17 protein-coding genes are annotated in these 17,318 nt (G+C 44.3%); 15 read left to right on the top strand and 2 right to left on the bottom strand.

The genetic code is table 11. The annotated features are described in order from the left end of the window. Window positions 1-24 precede the first annotated feature (24 nt). From NFR88_RS11100 to NFR88_RS11030, 15 genes are all read left to right on the top strand, one after another. Window positions 25-1,863: a glycerophosphodiester phosphodiesterase family protein gene (locus NFR88_RS11100; RefSeq protein ID WP_160200429.1), complete on the top strand. Its 1,839-nt coding sequence runs from the start codon at window positions 25-27 to the stop codon at window positions 1,861-1,863. 77 nt (window positions 1,864-1,940) lie between these two features. Continuing rightward, window positions 1,941-2,198: a YabP/YqfC family sporulation protein gene (locus tag NFR88_RS11095; RefSeq protein WP_160200428.1), complete on the top strand. Its 258-nt coding sequence runs from the start codon at window positions 1,941-1,943 to the stop codon at window positions 2,196-2,198. Next, complete coding sequence (locus NFR88_RS11090; RefSeq protein WP_160200427.1) at window positions 2,146-3,177, top strand: sporulation protein YqfD; 1,032 nt, start codon at window positions 2,146-2,148, stop codon at window positions 3,175-3,177. Before NFR88_RS11095 ends, NFR88_RS11090 begins: the two co-directional genes overlap by 53 nt. After that, window positions 3,131-4,114: a PhoH family protein gene (locus NFR88_RS11085; protein ID WP_338546607.1), complete on the top strand. Its 984-nt coding sequence runs from the start codon at window positions 3,131-3,133 to the stop codon at window positions 4,112-4,114. Before NFR88_RS11090 ends, NFR88_RS11085 begins: the two co-directional genes overlap by 47 nt. A gap of 14 nt (window positions 4,115-4,128) precedes the next feature. Further along, window positions 4,129-4,581 (top strand): rRNA maturation RNase YbeY, encoded by a 453-nt coding sequence (ybeY, locus tag NFR88_RS11080; protein WP_251615970.1) that lies wholly within the window; start codon window positions 4,129-4,131, stop codon window positions 4,579-4,581. Window positions 4,582-4,601: 20 nt separating this feature from the next. Then, window positions 4,602-4,985 carry a cytidine deaminase gene (gene cdd, locus NFR88_RS11075; protein ID WP_285813864.1) on the top strand — a complete coding sequence of 128 codons (384 nt, stop codon included), beginning with the start codon at window positions 4,602-4,604 and terminating at the stop codon, window positions 4,983-4,985. Continuing rightward, window positions 4,982-5,890 (top strand): GTPase Era, encoded by a 909-nt coding sequence (gene era, locus NFR88_RS11070; RefSeq protein WP_161880223.1) that lies wholly within the window; start codon window positions 4,982-4,984, stop codon window positions 5,888-5,890. The genes cdd and era overlap by 4 nt, the downstream gene beginning before the upstream one ends. A gap of 3 nt (window positions 5,891-5,893) precedes the next feature. Then, window positions 5,894-6,640: a DNA repair protein RecO gene (gene recO, locus NFR88_RS11065; RefSeq protein WP_251615958.1), complete on the top strand. Its 747-nt coding sequence runs from the start codon at window positions 5,894-5,896 to the stop codon at window positions 6,638-6,640. Window positions 6,641-6,651: 11 nt separating this feature from the next. Continuing rightward, window positions 6,652-7,356: a DUF4342 domain-containing protein gene (locus NFR88_RS11060; protein ID WP_251615955.1), complete on the top strand. Its 705-nt coding sequence runs from the start codon at window positions 6,652-6,654 to the stop codon at window positions 7,354-7,356. A gap of 35 nt (window positions 7,357-7,391) precedes the next feature. Next, window positions 7,392-8,795 (top strand): glycine--tRNA ligase, encoded by a 1,404-nt coding sequence (locus NFR88_RS11055; RefSeq protein ID WP_251615952.1) that lies wholly within the window; start codon window positions 7,392-7,394, stop codon window positions 8,793-8,795. Between the two features lie 24 nt (window positions 8,796-8,819). Then, entirely contained in the window at window positions 8,820-10,871 is a 2,052-nt protein-coding gene (locus tag NFR88_RS11050) for a putative PEP-binding protein (RefSeq protein ID WP_251615950.1), read from the top strand. 160 nt (window positions 10,872-11,031) lie between these two features. Then, window positions 11,032-11,508: a COG2426 family protein gene (locus NFR88_RS11045; RefSeq protein ID WP_306770900.1), complete on the top strand. Its 477-nt coding sequence runs from the start codon at window positions 11,032-11,034 to the stop codon at window positions 11,506-11,508. Window positions 11,509-11,564: 56 nt separating this feature from the next. Further along, entirely contained in the window at window positions 11,565-12,020 is a 456-nt protein-coding gene (locus tag NFR88_RS11040) for an NfeD family protein (RefSeq protein ID WP_160200420.1), read from the top strand. Between the two features lie 10 nt (window positions 12,021-12,030). Continuing rightward, entirely contained in the window at window positions 12,031-12,966 is a 936-nt protein-coding gene (locus NFR88_RS11035) for an SPFH domain-containing protein (protein WP_201759494.1), read from the top strand. A 181-nt stretch (window positions 12,967-13,147) separates the two neighbouring features. Further along, window positions 13,148-15,154, top strand: coding sequence for a hydantoinase/oxoprolinase family protein (locus NFR88_RS11030; protein ID WP_160200419.1), 2,007 nt, complete (start codon window positions 13,148-13,150; stop codon window positions 15,152-15,154). Between the two features lie 35 nt (window positions 15,155-15,189). On the opposite strand, the gene tsaA is transcribed toward NFR88_RS11030, so the two are convergent. Together tsaA and NFR88_RS11020 are read right to left on the bottom strand one after the other, a co-directional pair. Further along, window positions 15,190-15,879 carry a tRNA (N6-threonylcarbamoyladenosine(37)-N6)-methyltransferase TrmO gene (gene tsaA, locus NFR88_RS11025; protein WP_251615948.1) on the bottom strand — a complete coding sequence of 230 codons (690 nt, stop codon included), beginning with the start codon at window positions 15,877-15,879 and terminating at the stop codon, window positions 15,190-15,192. After that, the gene (locus NFR88_RS11020; RefSeq protein WP_160200417.1) at window positions 15,880-17,034 is read right to left on the bottom strand and encodes an NAD(P)-dependent malic enzyme; all 1,155 of its coding nucleotides are present in this window, start codon (window positions 17,032-17,034) and stop codon (window positions 15,880-15,882) included. It abuts the gene before it with no gap. Window positions 17,035-17,318: the final 284 nt, after the last annotated feature.

The raw sequence follows: 17,318 nt of genomic DNA, 5'->3' as shown, positions 1-17,318 counted from the left end.
AATTGACAAAGGAGGAGACGGAACATGAGGAAAGTGTTAAAGAAAGTGATTCAATTTGAAATTTTATACAAACTGTTTATCATTTGTCTGGCAAACCCGTTGATGAATGAGATTTATCAGACTTATGTAGCCTCCAGAGGTCTTAACTTTAACAAGGATATTATTGCAACTTTTTCCAGCGTAAATGGATTCCTCATCTTTACAGCATTATTTTTATGTGCTGGTATGTTGGTGTTTTACGAATATGCAGTAGTTATTCATATCGTAAAGTTATGCAGGGATGGAGAGGAATTTAAACTGCCACAGGTTCTCAAAGGCTCTGTTTGGAATTTTAACTCGCTGAAAGGCTGGAACCTGATTCTGTCGGCTTTCGTTTTTGTTTTAGTAATTCCTTTTACTAATATACTTTGGACCAGCACCATGGTACCTGTGGTTGAGATTCCGTGGTTTATTCAGGGAGAAATGATTCGAAGTTTTATTGGCATTGTCGGCGTACTGGCAATCTATGCTGCGCATTTTATTCTGTATTTGCTGACTATGTTTGTTCCGATTTATATGGTGATGGGACAGCAAACATTGCTTACAGCCGTAAGCAGTAATTTGAAGCTTTTGAAAAAGATGGCGTGGAAGTATAAGGTGACAGCAACAGGCGGGGCGATTTTTTACTTCTTTGCAACGCCGTATATTACGTGGATTACCAGTAGGAAACGATTGGAATATAAGGACTTCGATCTGGATTTTGCCAAGTATTTGGTACATACCCAGGGATTTTGGCTGGATTTTCTCATTTGGCTTGCCTTCACAGCGGTCTCCGTCATAGTTTTGGCAGGCAGTGTTTATCTGCTTGTTGTTGTTTGGGAGAATTATGAGGGTAGAGAGAGGAACCATTATCCGGTGTGGGAAAGTGATTGGGCTGTTGTATTGCAGATTTTAGGTCGCCACGGCAGAGCCTTTAGCGTAAAGATGAAAAAGAAACGGAATATGGTTTTGGCAGCTACAGTGTTTTTTGGCGTTGCAGTTTATGTTGCAGCAGGTGCATTATCACCTGTTACAGATGTTCACAGGCCTTGGATTATCGGACATCGGGGAAGCAGTGCAGGTATTGAAAATACGATGGAAGCGGTAAAGGGAGCTTCTGATTTGAACTGCGCATTTGCAGAAGTGGATGTGCAGTTAACGAAAGACGGTGTTCCGGTGCTGATTCACGACACTAATCTTTGGCGTCTTTCCGGGGAGCGGGTTAATGTGGCAGATTTGACTTTGAAAGAATTGCAGGCGCGAAAGATTCGAGATAGAAATCATCCGGGGGAGGAAGGACGGATTCCGACTTTGGAGGAAGCCATCCGGTTTGCAAAGAATGCGAAAAGTGGTATGGGTCTTCTCATTGAACTGAAACCGTCGGGCGGTAATGAGAAGGAACTGGCGGCGGCTGTTATTAAATTAGTGGAAAAATTTGATTTTGGTGATCGGACGATTTTTATGTCCTTATATTATGACTGCATTTATCCTATTACAACAGCACATCCTGAATGGTGGGTGGGATATTGCATCTTTGGCACTTCTGGAGATATTGATGACTCCATTTGGAAGTATGATATAGATTTTCTTGCACCGGAAGAAAATCAAATCAGTTATTCGCTGGTGTATCAGGCGAGAACTCACGGGTTGCCTGTATATGTCTGGACGGTATATGACTTTGAGAAAGCCAGACAGTATTTGCAGATGGGCGTTAGCGGGATTATTACTGACTATCCGGAACTGATGAGACCTGAAATGGAAAAATTTCTGAGAGGTAGCAGTGAAAAACAGTACCAATGGAGAGGGGAAAGTTATCCGAAATCGGGGGTATTTCTGCAACAATAAAAATGGGAGCCTCTTCCCTTTTCTTTTATTCCCAAATCTTTGTCATATGTGAGCTGTTGATGTCATATGCTTTTTTTATGAAACTGCTAAATGAGATTACATATGATTTTGATATAAGAGGACCGAAGATTACAGCTTCTGCGAAAACTGCCATCATCGAAAATGTGAAACAGGTGGTGCTAATAAGCGACACGCAGGTGACGGTAGATACGGGGCGTTTCTATGTAACGGTGACGGGCGACCGTTTTATCATCAGTGAAATTTGGGAAGGGCGAATGGAACTTGAGGGCGAAATCACAGGAATCGAATTTTATAAAACATCGGGTAAACGTTAAACTAGAGGGATTTAAGCCGGAGAGGATTCTCTCGCAGGCAGCAGCAAAGGGCATTCTGCTGCGTCAAGTCCGCTATAAAGACGAAACTGAAGTTTATTTTACAGTCAGCAAGGAAGGTCTGCGCACTTTAAAAAAACTGGCAGGGAGCAAATACAAAATCACGCAGATTGGTGAAGGCGGTACAGTCTGCCTTTTTAAAAAATTGAAGGCAGGAAAGATGATGATTGCAGGAATCTGCGTGTTTCTGTTATTTTTCTTTGCACAGACACTCTTTGTACGGGAAATTAATATTATTGGGTGTGAAACCATTACGGAAACCAGTATCAGGGAACTGATTGCAGAAGAGGGGCTTTACGAGGGAGCACTGCGCCGTTTTGACTGTGATGATATAGAGAAAAAACTATTTCAAAACTTTGATACTATCGTCTGGAGCAGGGTGGCTTATGAAGGCGGCTATGTAGAAGTGCAGATTTCGGAAAGTAAACAGGCACCAGCTGCCGCCGCAAATAGTAAAAAGCCCTGTGATATTGTCAGCGATCAAGACTGCTATATCGAGCGAATTTACACCTATAAAGGAAGGGCGCTTGTAGCCGAGAACGATTTTGTGAAAAAAGGAGATATTCTTATCGCAGGTACCGTGCCGATAGAGCATCCCTCCTATCCGGTGGAGGAGGACGCAAAACTGGAGCACTATACTCATGCAGACGGCAAAATTGTGGCAAGAGTACCGTACTATTTTTCCTTCTATATGGATGCCGGGGAGTCAAAAAAGCGGGCGGAAGCCCTTTTACGGGATTGGATAAAAGAAAATACACCTAAAAACGCTGAAATTTTAAATAAAGACTTTTACTTTGACGAAAAAAAAGGTAAAATTAGAGTGTATGGAACTGTAGAAACTCGCCAGAGAGTTGGCGTAGAAAAGGAGATTGTAATTGACAAAGGCAAGCGAGGAACTAAAGAGAATTCAGATAGAGGATGATATAGATCGGATTGAGCTTTTTGGCAATATGGATGCCAATTTGAATTTGATTCAGGATAACACAGGTGTTGAGATTTTCCAAAGAGATGATAGTCTTCTTCTTCGAGGAGAGGAAATCGGGCTGGCGGAGAATATCCTAAAGGAACTGATGGCGGTACAAAGAAGCGGAGAACACCTGGATGTTCAGAAAGTAAACTATATCATAGGTCTTGAGAAGCAGGGACTTTCTTATAGAGAAAATAATGTCAGCAAGGATATTATCTGCTTTACTAGCAAGGGAAAACCTCTGCGTCCAAAGACCATCGGACAGAAAGAGTATGTAAACAGCATTCGCAAGAAGGATATTGTGTTTGGAATTGGTCCTGCGGGAACGGGAAAGACTTATATTGCAGTTGCTATGGCGGTAAGTGCTTTTAAAAATAAGGAAGTTCAGAAAATCATTCTGGCAAGACCGGCAGTAGAGGCAGGAGAACGTCTAGGATTTTTGCCGGGAGATTTACAGGAAAAAGTGGATCCGTATTTAAGACCGCTTTACGATGCTCTTTATGATGTATTGGGCAGAGAAAATGCGCTGAGGCTCAAGGAAAAAGAAGCAATCGAAGTGGTGCCCCTGGCCTATATGAGAGGCAGAACTTTGGACAACGCTTTCATTATTTTGGACGAGGCGCAGAACACCACAAGGGAGCAGATGAAAATGTTTCTGACCAGAATGGGCTTTGGCTCTAAGGTCGTTGTGACTGGTGACGTGACCCAGATAGACTTGCCAAGAGGCAGGAAAAGCGGTCTGGTGGAAGCTGAGCGAGTGCTAAAGCATGTAAAGGACATCGACTTTTGTTATCTGAAAGATGTCGATGTAGTGCGTCACGAGTTAGTAAAGAAAATTATTAACGCTTATGATATCTATTATAAAAAACACCCGGAAGAAATACAGGAATAATTGAGGTTTACCAGATGAAAATATTTTTTGAAGAAGAACAACAGGTCGGCAAAGAGATTTTAGAGACTATGGAAAAGGCGTTCGGACGCTGTCTTACCCTTTTAGGTATCGATGAAGATCGCAGCGAAATCAGTGTTACCTTTGTAGGTGAAGAGGAGATTCGCTGCCTGAACAGGGATTACAGAAAGACGGACAAGGTTACTGACGTGCTCTCGTTCCCACAGTTTGATGACCTCGATGAGCTTCCGGAAGTTGGAGAAATTTGTCTGGGTGATGTGGTAATTTGTAAAGAACAGGCACAGCGTCAGGCAGAGGAATTTGGACATGCCTTTGAACGGGAAATCATTTATCTGTTTACACACAGTGTGCTGCATCTTCTGGGTTATGACCATATGAAGGAGGCAGACAAGAACGAAATGCGGGAGAAAGAAGAGCAGGTAATGGCGTATCTGGGAATCGGAAGATAAATTACCTTAGAAAAAAGGAGATGAACATGGAAGATAGGGAGTTATTTCAAAAAGCACAATCAGTCCTAAAAAACGCCTATGTGCCTTTTTCGGGATTTCGGGTTGGTGCGGCGCTTTTAACGGCAAAGGGGAAAGTGTTTACCGGTGTCAATGTGGAAAATTCATCTTACGGCGGCACTATTTGTGCAGAGCGGACAGCCTGCGTGAAAGCGATTTCTGAAGGTGCTGCAGATTTTGTGACCATTGCCATCGCAGCAGAACAGGGATGTGCGTTTCCCTGCGGTATTTGCAGACAGTTTCTCTATGAGTTTGCACCGGCACTTCGCGTGATTGTAGGAGAAGACGAGGAACATTTGAAAGAGTATACATTGCAGGAATTATTGCCGGAAGGATTTAGAATATGATGAAATCAGGATTTATCGGTATTATCGGCCGTCCCAATGTGGGAAAATCGACACTTTTAAACAGCATATTAGGAGAGAAGGTTGCGATTACAACGGACAAGCCTCAGACGACCAGAAACAGCATTCGTGGTATTTACACCAGATTTGATGATGAGGCAGTGACCGGGACAGACGGTGTGCAGATGGTGTTCATCGATACGCCGGGCATACACAAGGCGAGAAACAAGCTGGGTGAGGCTATGACGGAAATGGCGGTCAACACTTATAAAGAAGTAGATGTGGTTCTATTTCTTGTTGACGGCAGCATGAAAAAAGGTCCGGGAGACAAGTATATTCTGGATATGATCAGAGATCTGGATACGCCCAAAATTCTGGTTATCAACAAAATTGATAAAATGGAACCGGAAGAATACAAAGAAATTTTTGACGAGTACGAAGAAACCGGCGTCTTTGACGCAATCTACGGCACTTCTGCGCTCGAGGGAAAAAATGTACCACAGCTGCTTGCAAAGATTGAAACCTATTTGGAAGAGGGACCGATGTTCTTCCCGGAAGACATGGTAACAGATCACCCAGAGCGGTTTATTGTCAGCGAAATCATCAGAGAGAAGGTGCTCAATTACCTGGAAGAGGAAGTGCCTCACGGTGTTGCCATAGAAATTGAGTCCTACAAGGAAGAGCCGAACATTACTAGAATCGGCGCGGTAATTTACTGCGAAAGAAAATCTCATAAGGGTATTATCATCGGCAAGCAGGGCAAGAAGCTGAAGGGTATCGGCAAAAGTGCCCGTCTTGAAATGGAAGCACTTCTTGGAACTAAAGTGTTTTTGCAGCTGTGGGTCAAAGTAAAAGAAAACTGGCGTGACAGCGACTTTGCACTGTCTAATTTTGGTTATAAGGAATAAGAGATGTACACAAGCACGGAGGGGATCGTCTTTCGGCAGATAAAAGCTGCTGGCGGCAGGCGAATGATTCTTTTATTTACAAAAAAATATGGAAAAATCAGTGCAGGCAGCAGTCTAAGCGAGAAGGGAAGGAATAAGGCTGCTCTGGCGCTGCGCCCGTTTACTTATGGAAATTACGAGTTATATAAGGGAAGAGAGTACTATAATCTTAACAGTGGAGAGGTAAGGCGCAGCTTTTTTAGGATCGGCGAAGATGTAGATAAATATATGGAATCCGCATTTGTGCTAGAACTTACGGAGAAGATGATGCCGGAGGATTTGCCGCAGCCAAAACTTTTCAATCTTCTCGTCGAATTTTTAGCTGCTATGGAGAAGCGGGAAAAGAAACACAAAACGCTGGTTTTAGCTTATGAAGTTAAGGCTATGAGTGTTTTGGGAGTTTTTCCTGTATTGGACAGTTGCGTCTGCTGCGGAGGGAAAGAGGAATTGAAGTACTTTAGTGTCCGGGATGGCGGTATGGTTTGTGGAAAATGCAGAAATAACAGCAATGATACATTGATTTATGCGCCGAAATTTGATATAGTTAATATATTAAAGTTTTTTTCAAAAACGCCTATGAGCGGCTTTGAAAAAATTGCGCTTGCAGATAGTGTAGGCGAGCTGCTGCAGTGCATTTTACGTGAATATATGTCATATTATTTAGAGATTGGCACGTTAAACAGCGAGAATATGTTTAAAGGAGAATTTTAGGAGGTATCAACATGGAAATCACATTAGAAAAGATTGAACTGGTTAAAGACAGAACCGGCGTGACCTATAAGGAAGCCAAGGAAGCGCTTGAAGCCGCAGAGGGTAATGTGGTAGACGCGATTATTGCAATAGAGGAAACTATTGACCAGAAGCCGGCAGCAAAGCTAGGTGAACAGAAAGAGGCACTGATTGCCAAGATGAAAGAAGCGGTGAAGAAAGGCAATATTTCAAAGATTTTAGTTACTCGTGACGGAGATACACTGGTAAATATTCCTTTGACTGTTGGGGTTTTGGGGACTGTTGTTGCACCATGGGGGATGATTGCAGGTATCGTTGCAGCATTTGGCTTCAAATGCAAGATTGAATTTGTAAAAGATGACGGCTCTGTCATCGATATTACAGAAAAGGCTGAAGACCTTTACGAAGATGCCAAGGAAAAAGGTTCCGATATCTATGGAGATATTAAAGAAAAGGCACCTGGCGTTTATGAAGATATCAAAGAAAAAAGCGGCATTGCCTTTGCAAAGGCAAAGGATGCAGCGATGGAAGCAAAAGATAAGCTGAGAAAAGATAAAGAATATGATGATGAAGATGATTTTGACTGCTGCGTCAACATTTGCGATAAGGAATGCGAGGTTTGTGTAGAGCCTTGCGAAGAAAGATGTGATGACTGTCAGTATGATGAAATTCACGAAGAACTTCAGAAAGAAGACTAAAATATATAGTGAGAAAGGTCAGGAATTTAATACTAATGAGCAAAGAAGTTACTATGGAAAAAATCGTTGCACTAGCGAAAAACAGAGGTTTTGTGTTTCCGGGATCGGAGATTTACGGAGGCCTTGCAAATACTTGGGATTACGGTCCTTTAGGTGTGGAATTTAAGAATAATGTCAAGAAAGCCTGGTGGAAAAAGTTTGTACAGGAATCGAAATACAATGTAGGTCTTGATGCTGCTATTTTGATGAATCCGAGAACATGGGAAGCATCCGGTCATGTAGGCGGTTTTGCTGACCCGCTTATCGACTGTAAGGAATGTAAATCCAGATTCAGGGCTGACAAGTTGATTGAAGAGTACATGCAGGAAAGCGGCATGGAAGTTCTTCCTGTCGATGGCTGGTCCAATGAAAAACTGGAAGGATATATTGCCGAAAAAGGGATTAAATGCCCAGATTGTGGAAAGAGTAATTTTACAGGCATCAGACAGTTTAACCTGATGTTTAAGACTTTTCAGGGAGTTACAGAAGATTCCAAGGCGGAGATTTACTTAAGACCTGAAACAGCGCAGGGTATTTTCGTAAACTTTAAGAATGTACAGAGAACTGCAAGAAAGAAAATTCCGTTTGGTATCGCCCAGATTGGTAAATCCTTCCGTAACGAGATTACGCCAGGTAACTTTACATTCAGAACCAGAGAGTTTGAGCAGATGGAACTGGAATTCTTCTGTAAGCCGGGAACCGATTTAGAATGGTTTGACTATTGGAAGCAATACTGCATTAACTTCCTCAAATCTCTGAATATGAATATGGAAAATATCAGAACCAGAGATCACGAGAAAGAAGAGCTTTCTCACTACAGCAATGCGACAACTGACCTGGAATACTTATTCCCGTTCGGCTGGGGTGAGCTTTGGGGGATTGCAGACAGAACTGATTTTGACCTTAGACAGCACAGCGAGTTCTCCGGACAGGAAATGAACTATGTGGATTCAGAAACGGGTGAGAAGTACATTCCGTACTGTATCGAGCCGTCTCTGGGCGCAGACAGAGTTGCACTGGCATTCCTCGTTGATGCATACTGTGAAGAAACTTTGACCGACGGAAACGGAAAGGAAGACACCAGAGTTGTGATGAAATTCCATCCAGCCCTTGCGCCATTTAAGGCTGCGGTACTTCCTCTTGCAAAGAAGCTGGCACCGGTTGCCGAACCTGTTTATGAAGAACTTGCGAAGTATTTCAGTGTGGACTACGATGCAGCTGGATCTATTGGAAAGAGATACAGAAGAGAAGACGAAATTGGTACACCGTTCTGTATCTGTGTAGATTTTGATACGGAAACTGACGGATGTGTAACCATTCGTGACAGAGATACAATGGAGCAGGTAAGACTGCCGATTGGGGAAGTAAAGGGATACATCGAAGAAAGGCTAATCTTTTAATCGGTGGAAGAAGGAGATTAGAGCATGAGCAAATTTGTATATGCGTTTAACGAAGGCTCAAAGGACCTCGTAGGGCTTCTCGGCGAAAAGGGGGCAAATCTGGCTGAAATGACCAGAATTGGACTGCCGGTACCTTTTGGATTTACTGTGACAACGCAGGCGTGTAATCAATATGTTGAACAGGATTGCACGATTGGCGAGGACATCGCTGCTGAAATCTTTGCGAAGCTTGAGGAGCTGGAAGAAGTCACCGGGAAAAGATTTGCTGATAAAGAGAATCCTTTGTTGGTGGCGGTTCGCCCTAGTGCAGCGTGTTCTGATGTTCAGACGCCGGATGCTATTTTGAACCTTGGATTAAACGACGATATCGCAGAATGTTTGAGTCAGCAGACTGCAAATTCCGGATTTGCTTATGACTGTTACAGAAGACTGCAGCAGATGTATGAAGCGACAGTGGGATGCGGAAGTTTTCCGCAAAATCCAAAGGAGCAGCTCCTTGCTGCAATTGCCGCTATATTTTCTGCATGGCATAGCACAGATACACAGGGTGCAGGTATTGCAGTCTGCGTGCAGGCTATGGTGTTTGGAAATCTGGGAGAGGATTCCTGCACCGGAATTGCCCATTCCAGAAACCCAGAAAATGGTGAGAACTTGCTCTTAGGAGAATTCTTGCAAAACGCGCAGGGAAAACTGAAGGCGACAGAGTCGGGGCGCTGCGCAGTAAAATCTTTGAAAGAAATGCCAATGATTTTCCCTGCTGCTTATGAAGAACTTATGCGGATTTCTGCGGTATTGGAAAAGTATTTTTTGGACATGCAGGACATGGAATTTGTCGTTGAGCGCGGCAAGCTATGCATGGTGCAGACTGGCGCTGCGAAGCGAACTGCGGAAGCGGCAGTAAAAGCGGCGGCAGATATGGCTAGCGAAGGACTGATTACCAAGGAAACGGCGGTTTTGAGAATTGATCCAAGCAGGACCTCCTGCTTAAACGGTGGCTGTGCTGAAGAATTGGAAAAAATTCTGTCTTGGGCTGACGAAATTAGGACACTGAAAATCAGAGCCAATGTGGACAGACTGGAGGAACTGCAGACAGCAGCAGCCCTTGGTGCAGAAGGAATTGGACTTTGCCGAACGGAGCAGATTCTTCTTAAAAGAGAAAATTTGCCAATAATCTGTCAGGCGATGATGGCAGATAGTCAGCAGCAAAGAGCCCATGCTCTGGAAAAACTGTTTCAGTATCAAAAAGAGTGTTTTAAGACAATCTATGAAGTGATGGAGGATAGACCTGTCGCCATTCGGCTGCTGGATGCGCCTCTTTCTGCGTACCTGCCTCATACAGAGGAGGATATTAGATGGGTTTCAGCATGTACAGGCATTTCCTGTACGCAGATTGAAGAAACATATAAGCGGCTTCAGGAAATGAATCCTATGTTGGGGCATAGAGGCTGCAGGCTGGCTGTTACTTATCCGGAAATGGCGGAAATGCAGACTCGTGCTATTATGGAAGCCGCTATCGAGGTGCAGCAGCAAAAAGGTATTGAAATTTTACCAGAGATTATGGTGCCGCTCATTGGAATTGATAAAGAGATGGAATTTGTTAAGGAAATCGTGGTCAGAACGGCACAGCAGTGCAGCGAAAAGAGCGGCTGTGAAGTGCGCTTTTATGTGGGCACTATGATTGAAGTACCCAGAGCAGCACTGATTGCGGATAAAGTGGCGAAAGAGGTAGATTTTTTCTCCTTTGGTGCCAGTGGTTTGACGCAGATGACCTTTGGATTTTCCAGAAACGACACGGAACTAATGATTGCAGAATATATCCGAAAAGGAATTTTAACGGAGGACCCGTTTCAGACCATCGACAGAGATGGAATTGGAAGCCTGATGGATACAGCTGTTAAGGCAGGCAGACAGGTGAAGCCAACCCTAAAAATCGGGCTTTGCGGTGAACACGGGGGAGACCCTGCCAGCATTGCGTTCTGTCACCAGCTTGGACTGAACTATGTGTCCTGCAGACCACAGCTTTTGGCTGCTGCAAGAATTGCGGCGGCGCAGGCGGTGCTAAACGACAAGCAATAGCAAAAAAATAGGCGGACCTCCTGTGGATTTTTCAGCGAGGTCTGTTTTGTAAAAGGTAGCTTCAGAAATTGACAAAATTTTGTCAAAAATTCTGAAAGAGTATTTACATTGGCGCAAAAATATTATATAATTTAATAAAGTAGGAGTAATTGAGATTTAAATGATGAGTTTTTGGGGAACACATACTGGCAATTTAATGATGACAATGCTGATTTCCATGGTTCCCGTTCTCGAACTGCGAGGAGCAATCCCCGCAGGTGTAGCAGCGGGACTTTCTGTAAAAGAAGCGCTTGTCGTTTCGATTATAGGTAATCTGCTGCCAGTACCGATTATTATTCTCTTTGTCAGAAAAGTTTTTGACTGGATGAGAAAAAAAAGCGAGAGACTGGATTTTCTTGTGTGCCGCTTTGAAGAGAAAGCGAAGAAACAGTCTGTCATGATTGATAAATACGAATGGTTTGGTCTAGTGCTTTTAGTAGCAGTGCCACTTCCAGGCACCGGCGCTTGGACCGGCGCACTGGTAGCAGCTATGTTGAATATGCGACTGAAGAGAGCACTGCCGGCTGTCTTTATCGGCGTAGTAATTGCCGGAATTGTTGTCTCTTATATCACATACGGGGCAAGTATGCTGATTTAAGAATATAGAAAGTAAGCCTTTGATTAAGAAAGAAACGCAAGGAGGAGGTAAGATTGTTGACGATTTTAGGACTGACAGTTAGCATGTCGGTATTCTGGCTTGTTGCGACGATTGTCTTTGTCGTAGTAGAGGGCTTGACTATGGGACTGACCACCATCTGGTTTGCAGGCGGCGCAGTGATTGCACTTGCGGCTTCGCTTTTAGGTGCAGGCATTGCTGTGCAGGTAGTACTTTTCTTTGTTGTATCCGTTGTTCTGCTGGTTTCAACGAGGAAACTCTTCGTCAAGAAGCTGCAAACTGGTGTAGAGAAGACCAATGTTGATGCATTGATTGGAAAAGAAGCCGTTGTTATTTCAGCGATTAAACCTTTTGAACCGGGTATCATCAAGCTTTCTGGTCAGGACTGGACTGCGGTCAGCCAGAACAGCGAGGATTCTCTGGATGAAGGAAGCAAGGTTAAAGTGATTAGGATAGAAGGGGTCAAAGCAGTTGTAGCCCCTTGGATTCAGTAAGGAGATTAATATGGAAGCTATTATTAATGTAATTATTATCGCAATCGTGATTGTTATTCTGATTTCTCTGGTTGTAACCAATATCAGAATCGTGCCGCAGGCAAGAGCCTATGTCATCGAAAGGCTGGGTGCATATAAAGGAACCTGGCAGGTGGGTCTCCACTTCAAAATTCCTCTCATCGATAAAATTTCAAGAAAAGTATCTTTGAAGGAAAAAGTCATCGATTTTCCGCCTCAGCCGGTCATCACCAAGGATAACGTAACCATGGAAATTGATACAGTTGTATATTTTCAGATTACTGATCCGAAGCTCTATACTTACGGTGTAGAAAGCCCGATGGACGCTATCGAAAATCTGACAGCAACAACCCTTCGAAATATCATCGGTGAGCTGGAGCTGGACGAATCCCTGACAAGCCGTGAGCACATCAACACTAAAATTAGAATGGTGCTGGATGAGGCGACTGACCCATGGGGTATAAAAATCAACCGTGTAGAAGTAAAGAACATTACACCGCCGAGAGATATTCAGATGGCTATGGAAAAACAGATGCGTGCGGAACGTGAAAGAAGAGAGGCAATCCTCAGAGCTGAAGGTGAAAAGAAATCCGCAGTGCTGATTGCAGAGGGTAATAAAGAGGCTATGATTCTGGAAGCACAGGCAAGCAAAGAGTCTAAAATTTTGGAAGCTGAGGCCAGAAAGGAAGCTGCAATCAGAGAAGCAGAAGGTGAAGCAGAAGCCATCAGAATGGTACAGCAGGCGACCGCTGACGGTATTAGGATGTTGGTAGAATCTCAGCCGAATAAAGAGGTTATTGCACTGCAGAGTCTGAACTCCTTTGAGAAGGCAGCAGACGGGCAGGCGACCAAGATTATCATTCCGTCCGAAATTTCTGGTCTTGCAGGCCTTGCAACTTCTCTGAAGGAATTGGTAAAAGAAGACTAATCGGATCTGACTAATTGATAAGTAAATAATGTAACGCAGGAATTTTAGATAGCTCCTGCGTTATTTTTTCTGAGAAAGGTATGCGCCTAAAGATTATACCAATTTTTCTGTCAGTCGTGCGTGCAGCGATTCAGCTGATGTGTTACAATAAAGGCAATATGAAAGAAAGAAGGACATCGCCATGATCGGAATTGGAATTGATACTGGAGGAACCTGCACCGATGCAGTGGTATTCGATACCAGGAGCCATCAGGTGCTTTCTCAGAGTAAGACACTGACAACGAAGCGAGATTTAAAAGTTGGTATTCTAACGGTGCTGAAAGGACTGGAGAAAGAAGCTGTTTCCAGGGCGCAGTATATTTCTTTGTCTACGACTTTGGCGACCAATGCCTGTGTAGAGCATAAGGGAGGCAGAGCTAAGCTGGTGTTGATCGGCGTAAATCCGGCACAGATTGAAAAGACCAGGGAGGCTTACGGATTGCCGTCTCTTTCTGAGATCTATTTTATGACAGGGGATGCGAAGAAAGATGACAGTCCGGAAAACACACCGGACTGGGGAAAACTAAAAGCGGATTTACAAAGTCAGTTTGCAGAGTATGACAGCGCAGCTATCGTGCAGGTCAATCCCAAATACGATGATGGAGCCTACGAGATAGAAGCGGCGCGTATCATCGGCGAAAGTCTGGGAATCCCCTGTGTGAGAGGATATGAGCTTTATCAGGAACTGAACGTGCTTCGCAGAGGTGCGACAGCTTTGCTCAATGCAAGATTGCTTCCGGTCATGGAGGAATTTTTCGCTTCCATCGATGCATCGCTGGCAGAGATGAATTTGCATCTGCCTATCGTCATCGTCAGGAGTGACGGTACCATTATGAGCAAGGAGTTTGCTGCACAGAGGCCGGTAGAAACCTTGCTTTGCGGTCCAGCTGCCAGTATTATCGGTGCTATGGAGCTTTCCAGCTATGAGGACGCATTGATTGTAGACATCGGCGGAACTACCAGCGATGTAGCATTTGTCAAAAATGGTGTGCCCGTTTCTACAGAGGGAGGCATTACGATTGGCGAGTGGAAAACAATGGTAAAGGGCGTTTCTATTGATACTTTCGCGCTTGGCGGCGACAGTGCGGTCAAGTATAAGGGACGGAATCTTTACCTGGAAAAACGCCGCTATATTCCGCTCTGTATGCTGGCAAGTCAGTATCCGGAAGTGATAAAAAAGCTGAAAACGCTGGTACATATGGATCAGCCTTTCAGCTATCCGGCTCATGAGTTTTTCGTGTTGATGGGAATGCCGGAGAATCTAGCTAGATATACGATCGCAGAACAGCGTTTTATTAAGGCGCTGGCTTTAGGACCGTTGATTTTTAAGGACGCTGCAGATGCGGCAAGAATCAGTCCGCATGTTTTGCATATGAAGCGTCTTGAGGACGAAGGGATTGTTATGCGTGCGGGGATGACACCTACTGATGCAATGCACGTGTTTGGCGACTATACGGAGTTTGACTGCGAAGCCAGCAGGCTGGGTGCGGCATACCTTTCTAGCGTAACAAAGCTGCCTGCTGAGGAGGTTTGCAAGGAGATTTACAATCTGACAAAGTCCAGATTATACAGTAATCTGGTGCGGATTCTGATGAAATATAAGACGGGAAAAGATCTTACGGAAGAGGAAACAGAGCAGTTGGAAAAGCTGACGACAATGATTTTTTCAGATCAAGTTTCTGGAAGTGGATCCTGCCTGATTCCATCATTTGTGACACCGTCCAGGCTCATTGGAATCGGTGCCCCGACAAAGATTTTTATGGAAGATGTGGCAAGGCTTCTTGGCACTGAGGCAGATTTCCCGGAAGCAGGCAAGGTTGCAAACGCTATCGGTGCGGCTATGGGGAATATCAGCACAGAAAGTACGATTATCATCGAACCGTACAAAGGCATCAAGAGTTCCTATTTGACCTACGTGATTACCGGCGGTGAAAAAACTTTCTCTATTCCTGAATATAGCGAAGCAGTAGAGGCAGCAAAGCGACTGGCAAAACAGGCGGCAGAGAAGCGAGCAAGGCAGCAGGGAGCCTTAGGGACCATTGAAGTGGAGCTCACGGTTAAAGAAAATACTTATCAGAGGAATAAATATGCACATCCGGAACTTTTAGATACGAAGGTTACCGCCAAAGCTCTTTGGGAGCGGGAATAAATAAAAACTGCGAGAAAAACGCTGTGGCCTGTGGGCTACAGCGTTTTTACTTCTATTATAGTCAGGGTATCATCTGCTACCTGAAACCGCACATCAAAGCCTGCGAAACGGATTCCGTAAATCCGCTGCGAGTCGCTCTGGTATGAAGGACGTGGATCCTGTGAGAGTACTTCTAAAAGTCCTTTTTGCAGTTTCTCTGGAATCGCAGAACGCAGCGGTGCGGGAAAATTCACCTTCAGCTGATAATTTCTGGTTTCTTCCTGAAAGCCACAGACGGCATCCGAATGGCAGTCCGTTGTGATATACGGTTTTATGTCATAAATCGGTGTGCTATCCATTAAATCTGCGCCGGAAACGATAATCACTGGACCCAATTTCGGATCCTGCTTGATTTCTTCTATGCGAACTGATGAGAGAGCAAGACCGTTGGGTCTGAAGGAAGAGCGGGTTGCAAAGACCCCAACTCGTTTGTTTCCTCCAAGGCGCGGCGGGCGCACCGTAGGCGACCAGTTTTTTTCGGTAATCTGAGGGTTTTCTGAAAATCCCCAGATAAGCCAAATGTGTGAAAAGCCTTCCAGACCTCGAAGAGAATCCATGCTGCGGTAGGGCTTTTCAAAGATAATCCTGGATTCTATGCCCTGGGCAAGCCCGCTCTGACGGGGAATACCGAATTTATCAGGAAATACGCTCTCCATGTGAGCGATAGGCGAAATCAGCAGATTCATTTATCTGTCTTCCCAGGCTTTTTTTACAGCGGCAGCGAGAGCATTGGCAGCATCTTTGTTAAATACGGTCGGCAGAATATTTTCTGGGCAAAGTTCGTCTGCAGGAATGCTGTCAGCCAGTGCATAAACTGCAGCGATGAGCATGTCCTCGGTGATGGTTGTAGCCTTTGCATCGAGAGCGCCGCGGAACAGCGAAGGGAATACCAATACATTGTTAATCTGGTTTGGATAGTCGGAACGACCTGTGCCGACTACTGCAGCGCCAGCAGCCTTTGCATCATCCGGGAAAATTTCTGGAACAGGATTTGCCATAGCGAAGATGATTGGATCTTTTGCCATGGTTTTTACCATATCAGAAGAGAGGACGCCTGGTGCGGAAACACCGATGAATACATCAGCATCAACAACAGCTTCTTTCAGACTGCCCTCTATATTGTCAGGATTGGTGAAGTCAAGAAGTTCTTTCTTGGCGCTGCTCAGCTGTCTGTGAGCGGAAACAATGCCTTTGCTGTCGCAAATTAAGATATCTCGGCACCCTAGATTATATGCCATTTGAGCGATTGCGCTGCCTGCTGCACCAGCGCCATTAATGACAATTTTGCAGTTCTCCATGGCGCGACCTGTGATACGCAGCGCATTGATCAGAGCAGCACAGGTAACGATGGCGGTACCGTGCTGATCATCGTGAAATACCGGGATATTCAGTTCTTTTTTCAGTCGTCTTTCTACCTCGAAGCAGGCAGGGGCAGCGATATCTTCCAGGTTGATACCGCCAAAGCCAGGGGCAATATTCTTTACAGTTGCAATAATTTCTTCAGGATCTTGTGATGCCAGGCAAATTGGGAAGGCATCTATACCTGCAAAATGTTTAAAGAGAATCGCTTTTCCCTCCATAACCGGCATGCCGGCAAGGGCTCCGATGTTGCCAAGCCCCAAAATGGCAGAACCGTCAGTTACGATGGCAACCAGCCTGTCTCTCGATGTGTATTTGGAAGCTGCTTCTGGGTCATCTTTTATGGCAAGACAAGGCGTTGCAACTCCAGGCGTATAGTAGACCGCTAAATCTTCTGCGTCTTTCAGTTCTACTCGAGAGGTAATTTCAATTTTGCCGCCAGCCTTTTCATGACGTTCCAGTGCTAATTTTCCGTAATCCATGTGAATCAGTCCTTTCCTTATATGTAGCTTATAAAATGGGGATGTAAAACCATTATTACTAGATTTTCTGGCCAAATACTTTGGCGTTACCAGTATACAATAAATAGCATAGAAAATCAAATCTCATAGAGTTTTTTCTATATTTTCTTCCAGTAGGTAATTTTACCGTTTAATCCTTAATGCTGTGATTAAAAGTTTACACTTTCCTTTTTATGGAAGATTTGGTATACTATTTATAAATTGCGGATATGCTATGTGATTTATAAAGATAATAAAAATGGAAG

Source organism: Senimuribacter intestinalis, assembly GCF_943192965.1.
In the GTDB taxonomy this organism is placed as follows: Bacteria; Bacillota; Clostridia; order Peptostreptococcales; family Anaerovoracaceae; genus Senimuribacter; species Senimuribacter intestinalis.
The sequence above is the reverse complement of the archived record's forward strand: the minus strand, read 5'-3'. Positions and strand labels throughout refer to the sequence as shown.

Coding starts and splice junctions, on each gene's coding strand:
- tsaA (WP_251615948.1), bottom strand. CDS start 15,879: ATGAATCTGCTGATTTCGCCTATCGCTCACATGGAGAGCGTATTTCCT.
- NFR88_RS11030 (WP_160200419.1), top strand. CDS start 13,148: ATGATCGGAATTGGAATTGATACTGGAGGAACCTGCACCGATGCAGTG.
- ybeY (WP_251615970.1), top strand. CDS start 4,129: ATGAAAATATTTTTTGAAGAAGAACAACAGGTCGGCAAAGAGATTTTA.
- recO (WP_251615958.1), top strand. CDS start 5,894: ATGTACACAAGCACGGAGGGGATCGTCTTTCGGCAGATAAAAGCTGCT.
- NFR88_RS11095 (WP_160200428.1), top strand. CDS start 1,941: ATGAAACTGCTAAATGAGATTACATATGATTTTGATATAAGAGGACCG.
- NFR88_RS11045 (WP_306770900.1), top strand. CDS start 11,032: ATGATGAGTTTTTGGGGAACACATACTGGCAATTTAATGATGACAATG.
- NFR88_RS11035 (WP_201759494.1), top strand. CDS start 12,031: ATGGAAGCTATTATTAATGTAATTATTATCGCAATCGTGATTGTTATT.
- NFR88_RS11020 (WP_160200417.1), bottom strand. CDS start 17,034: ATGGATTACGGAAAATTAGCACTGGAACGTCATGAAAAGGCTGGCGGC.
- NFR88_RS11100 (WP_160200429.1), top strand. CDS start 25: ATGAGGAAAGTGTTAAAGAAAGTGATTCAATTTGAAATTTTATACAAA.
- NFR88_RS11060 (WP_251615955.1), top strand. CDS start 6,652: ATGGAAATCACATTAGAAAAGATTGAACTGGTTAAAGACAGAACCGGC.
- NFR88_RS11050 (WP_251615950.1), top strand. CDS start 8,820: ATGAGCAAATTTGTATATGCGTTTAACGAAGGCTCAAAGGACCTCGTA.
- era (WP_161880223.1), top strand. CDS start 4,982: ATGATGAAATCAGGATTTATCGGTATTATCGGCCGTCCCAATGTGGGA.
- cdd (WP_285813864.1), top strand. CDS start 4,602: ATGAACATGGAAGATAGGGAGTTATTTCAAAAAGCACAATCAGTCCTA.
- NFR88_RS11055 (WP_251615952.1), top strand. CDS start 7,392: ATGAGCAAAGAAGTTACTATGGAAAAAATCGTTGCACTAGCGAAAAAC.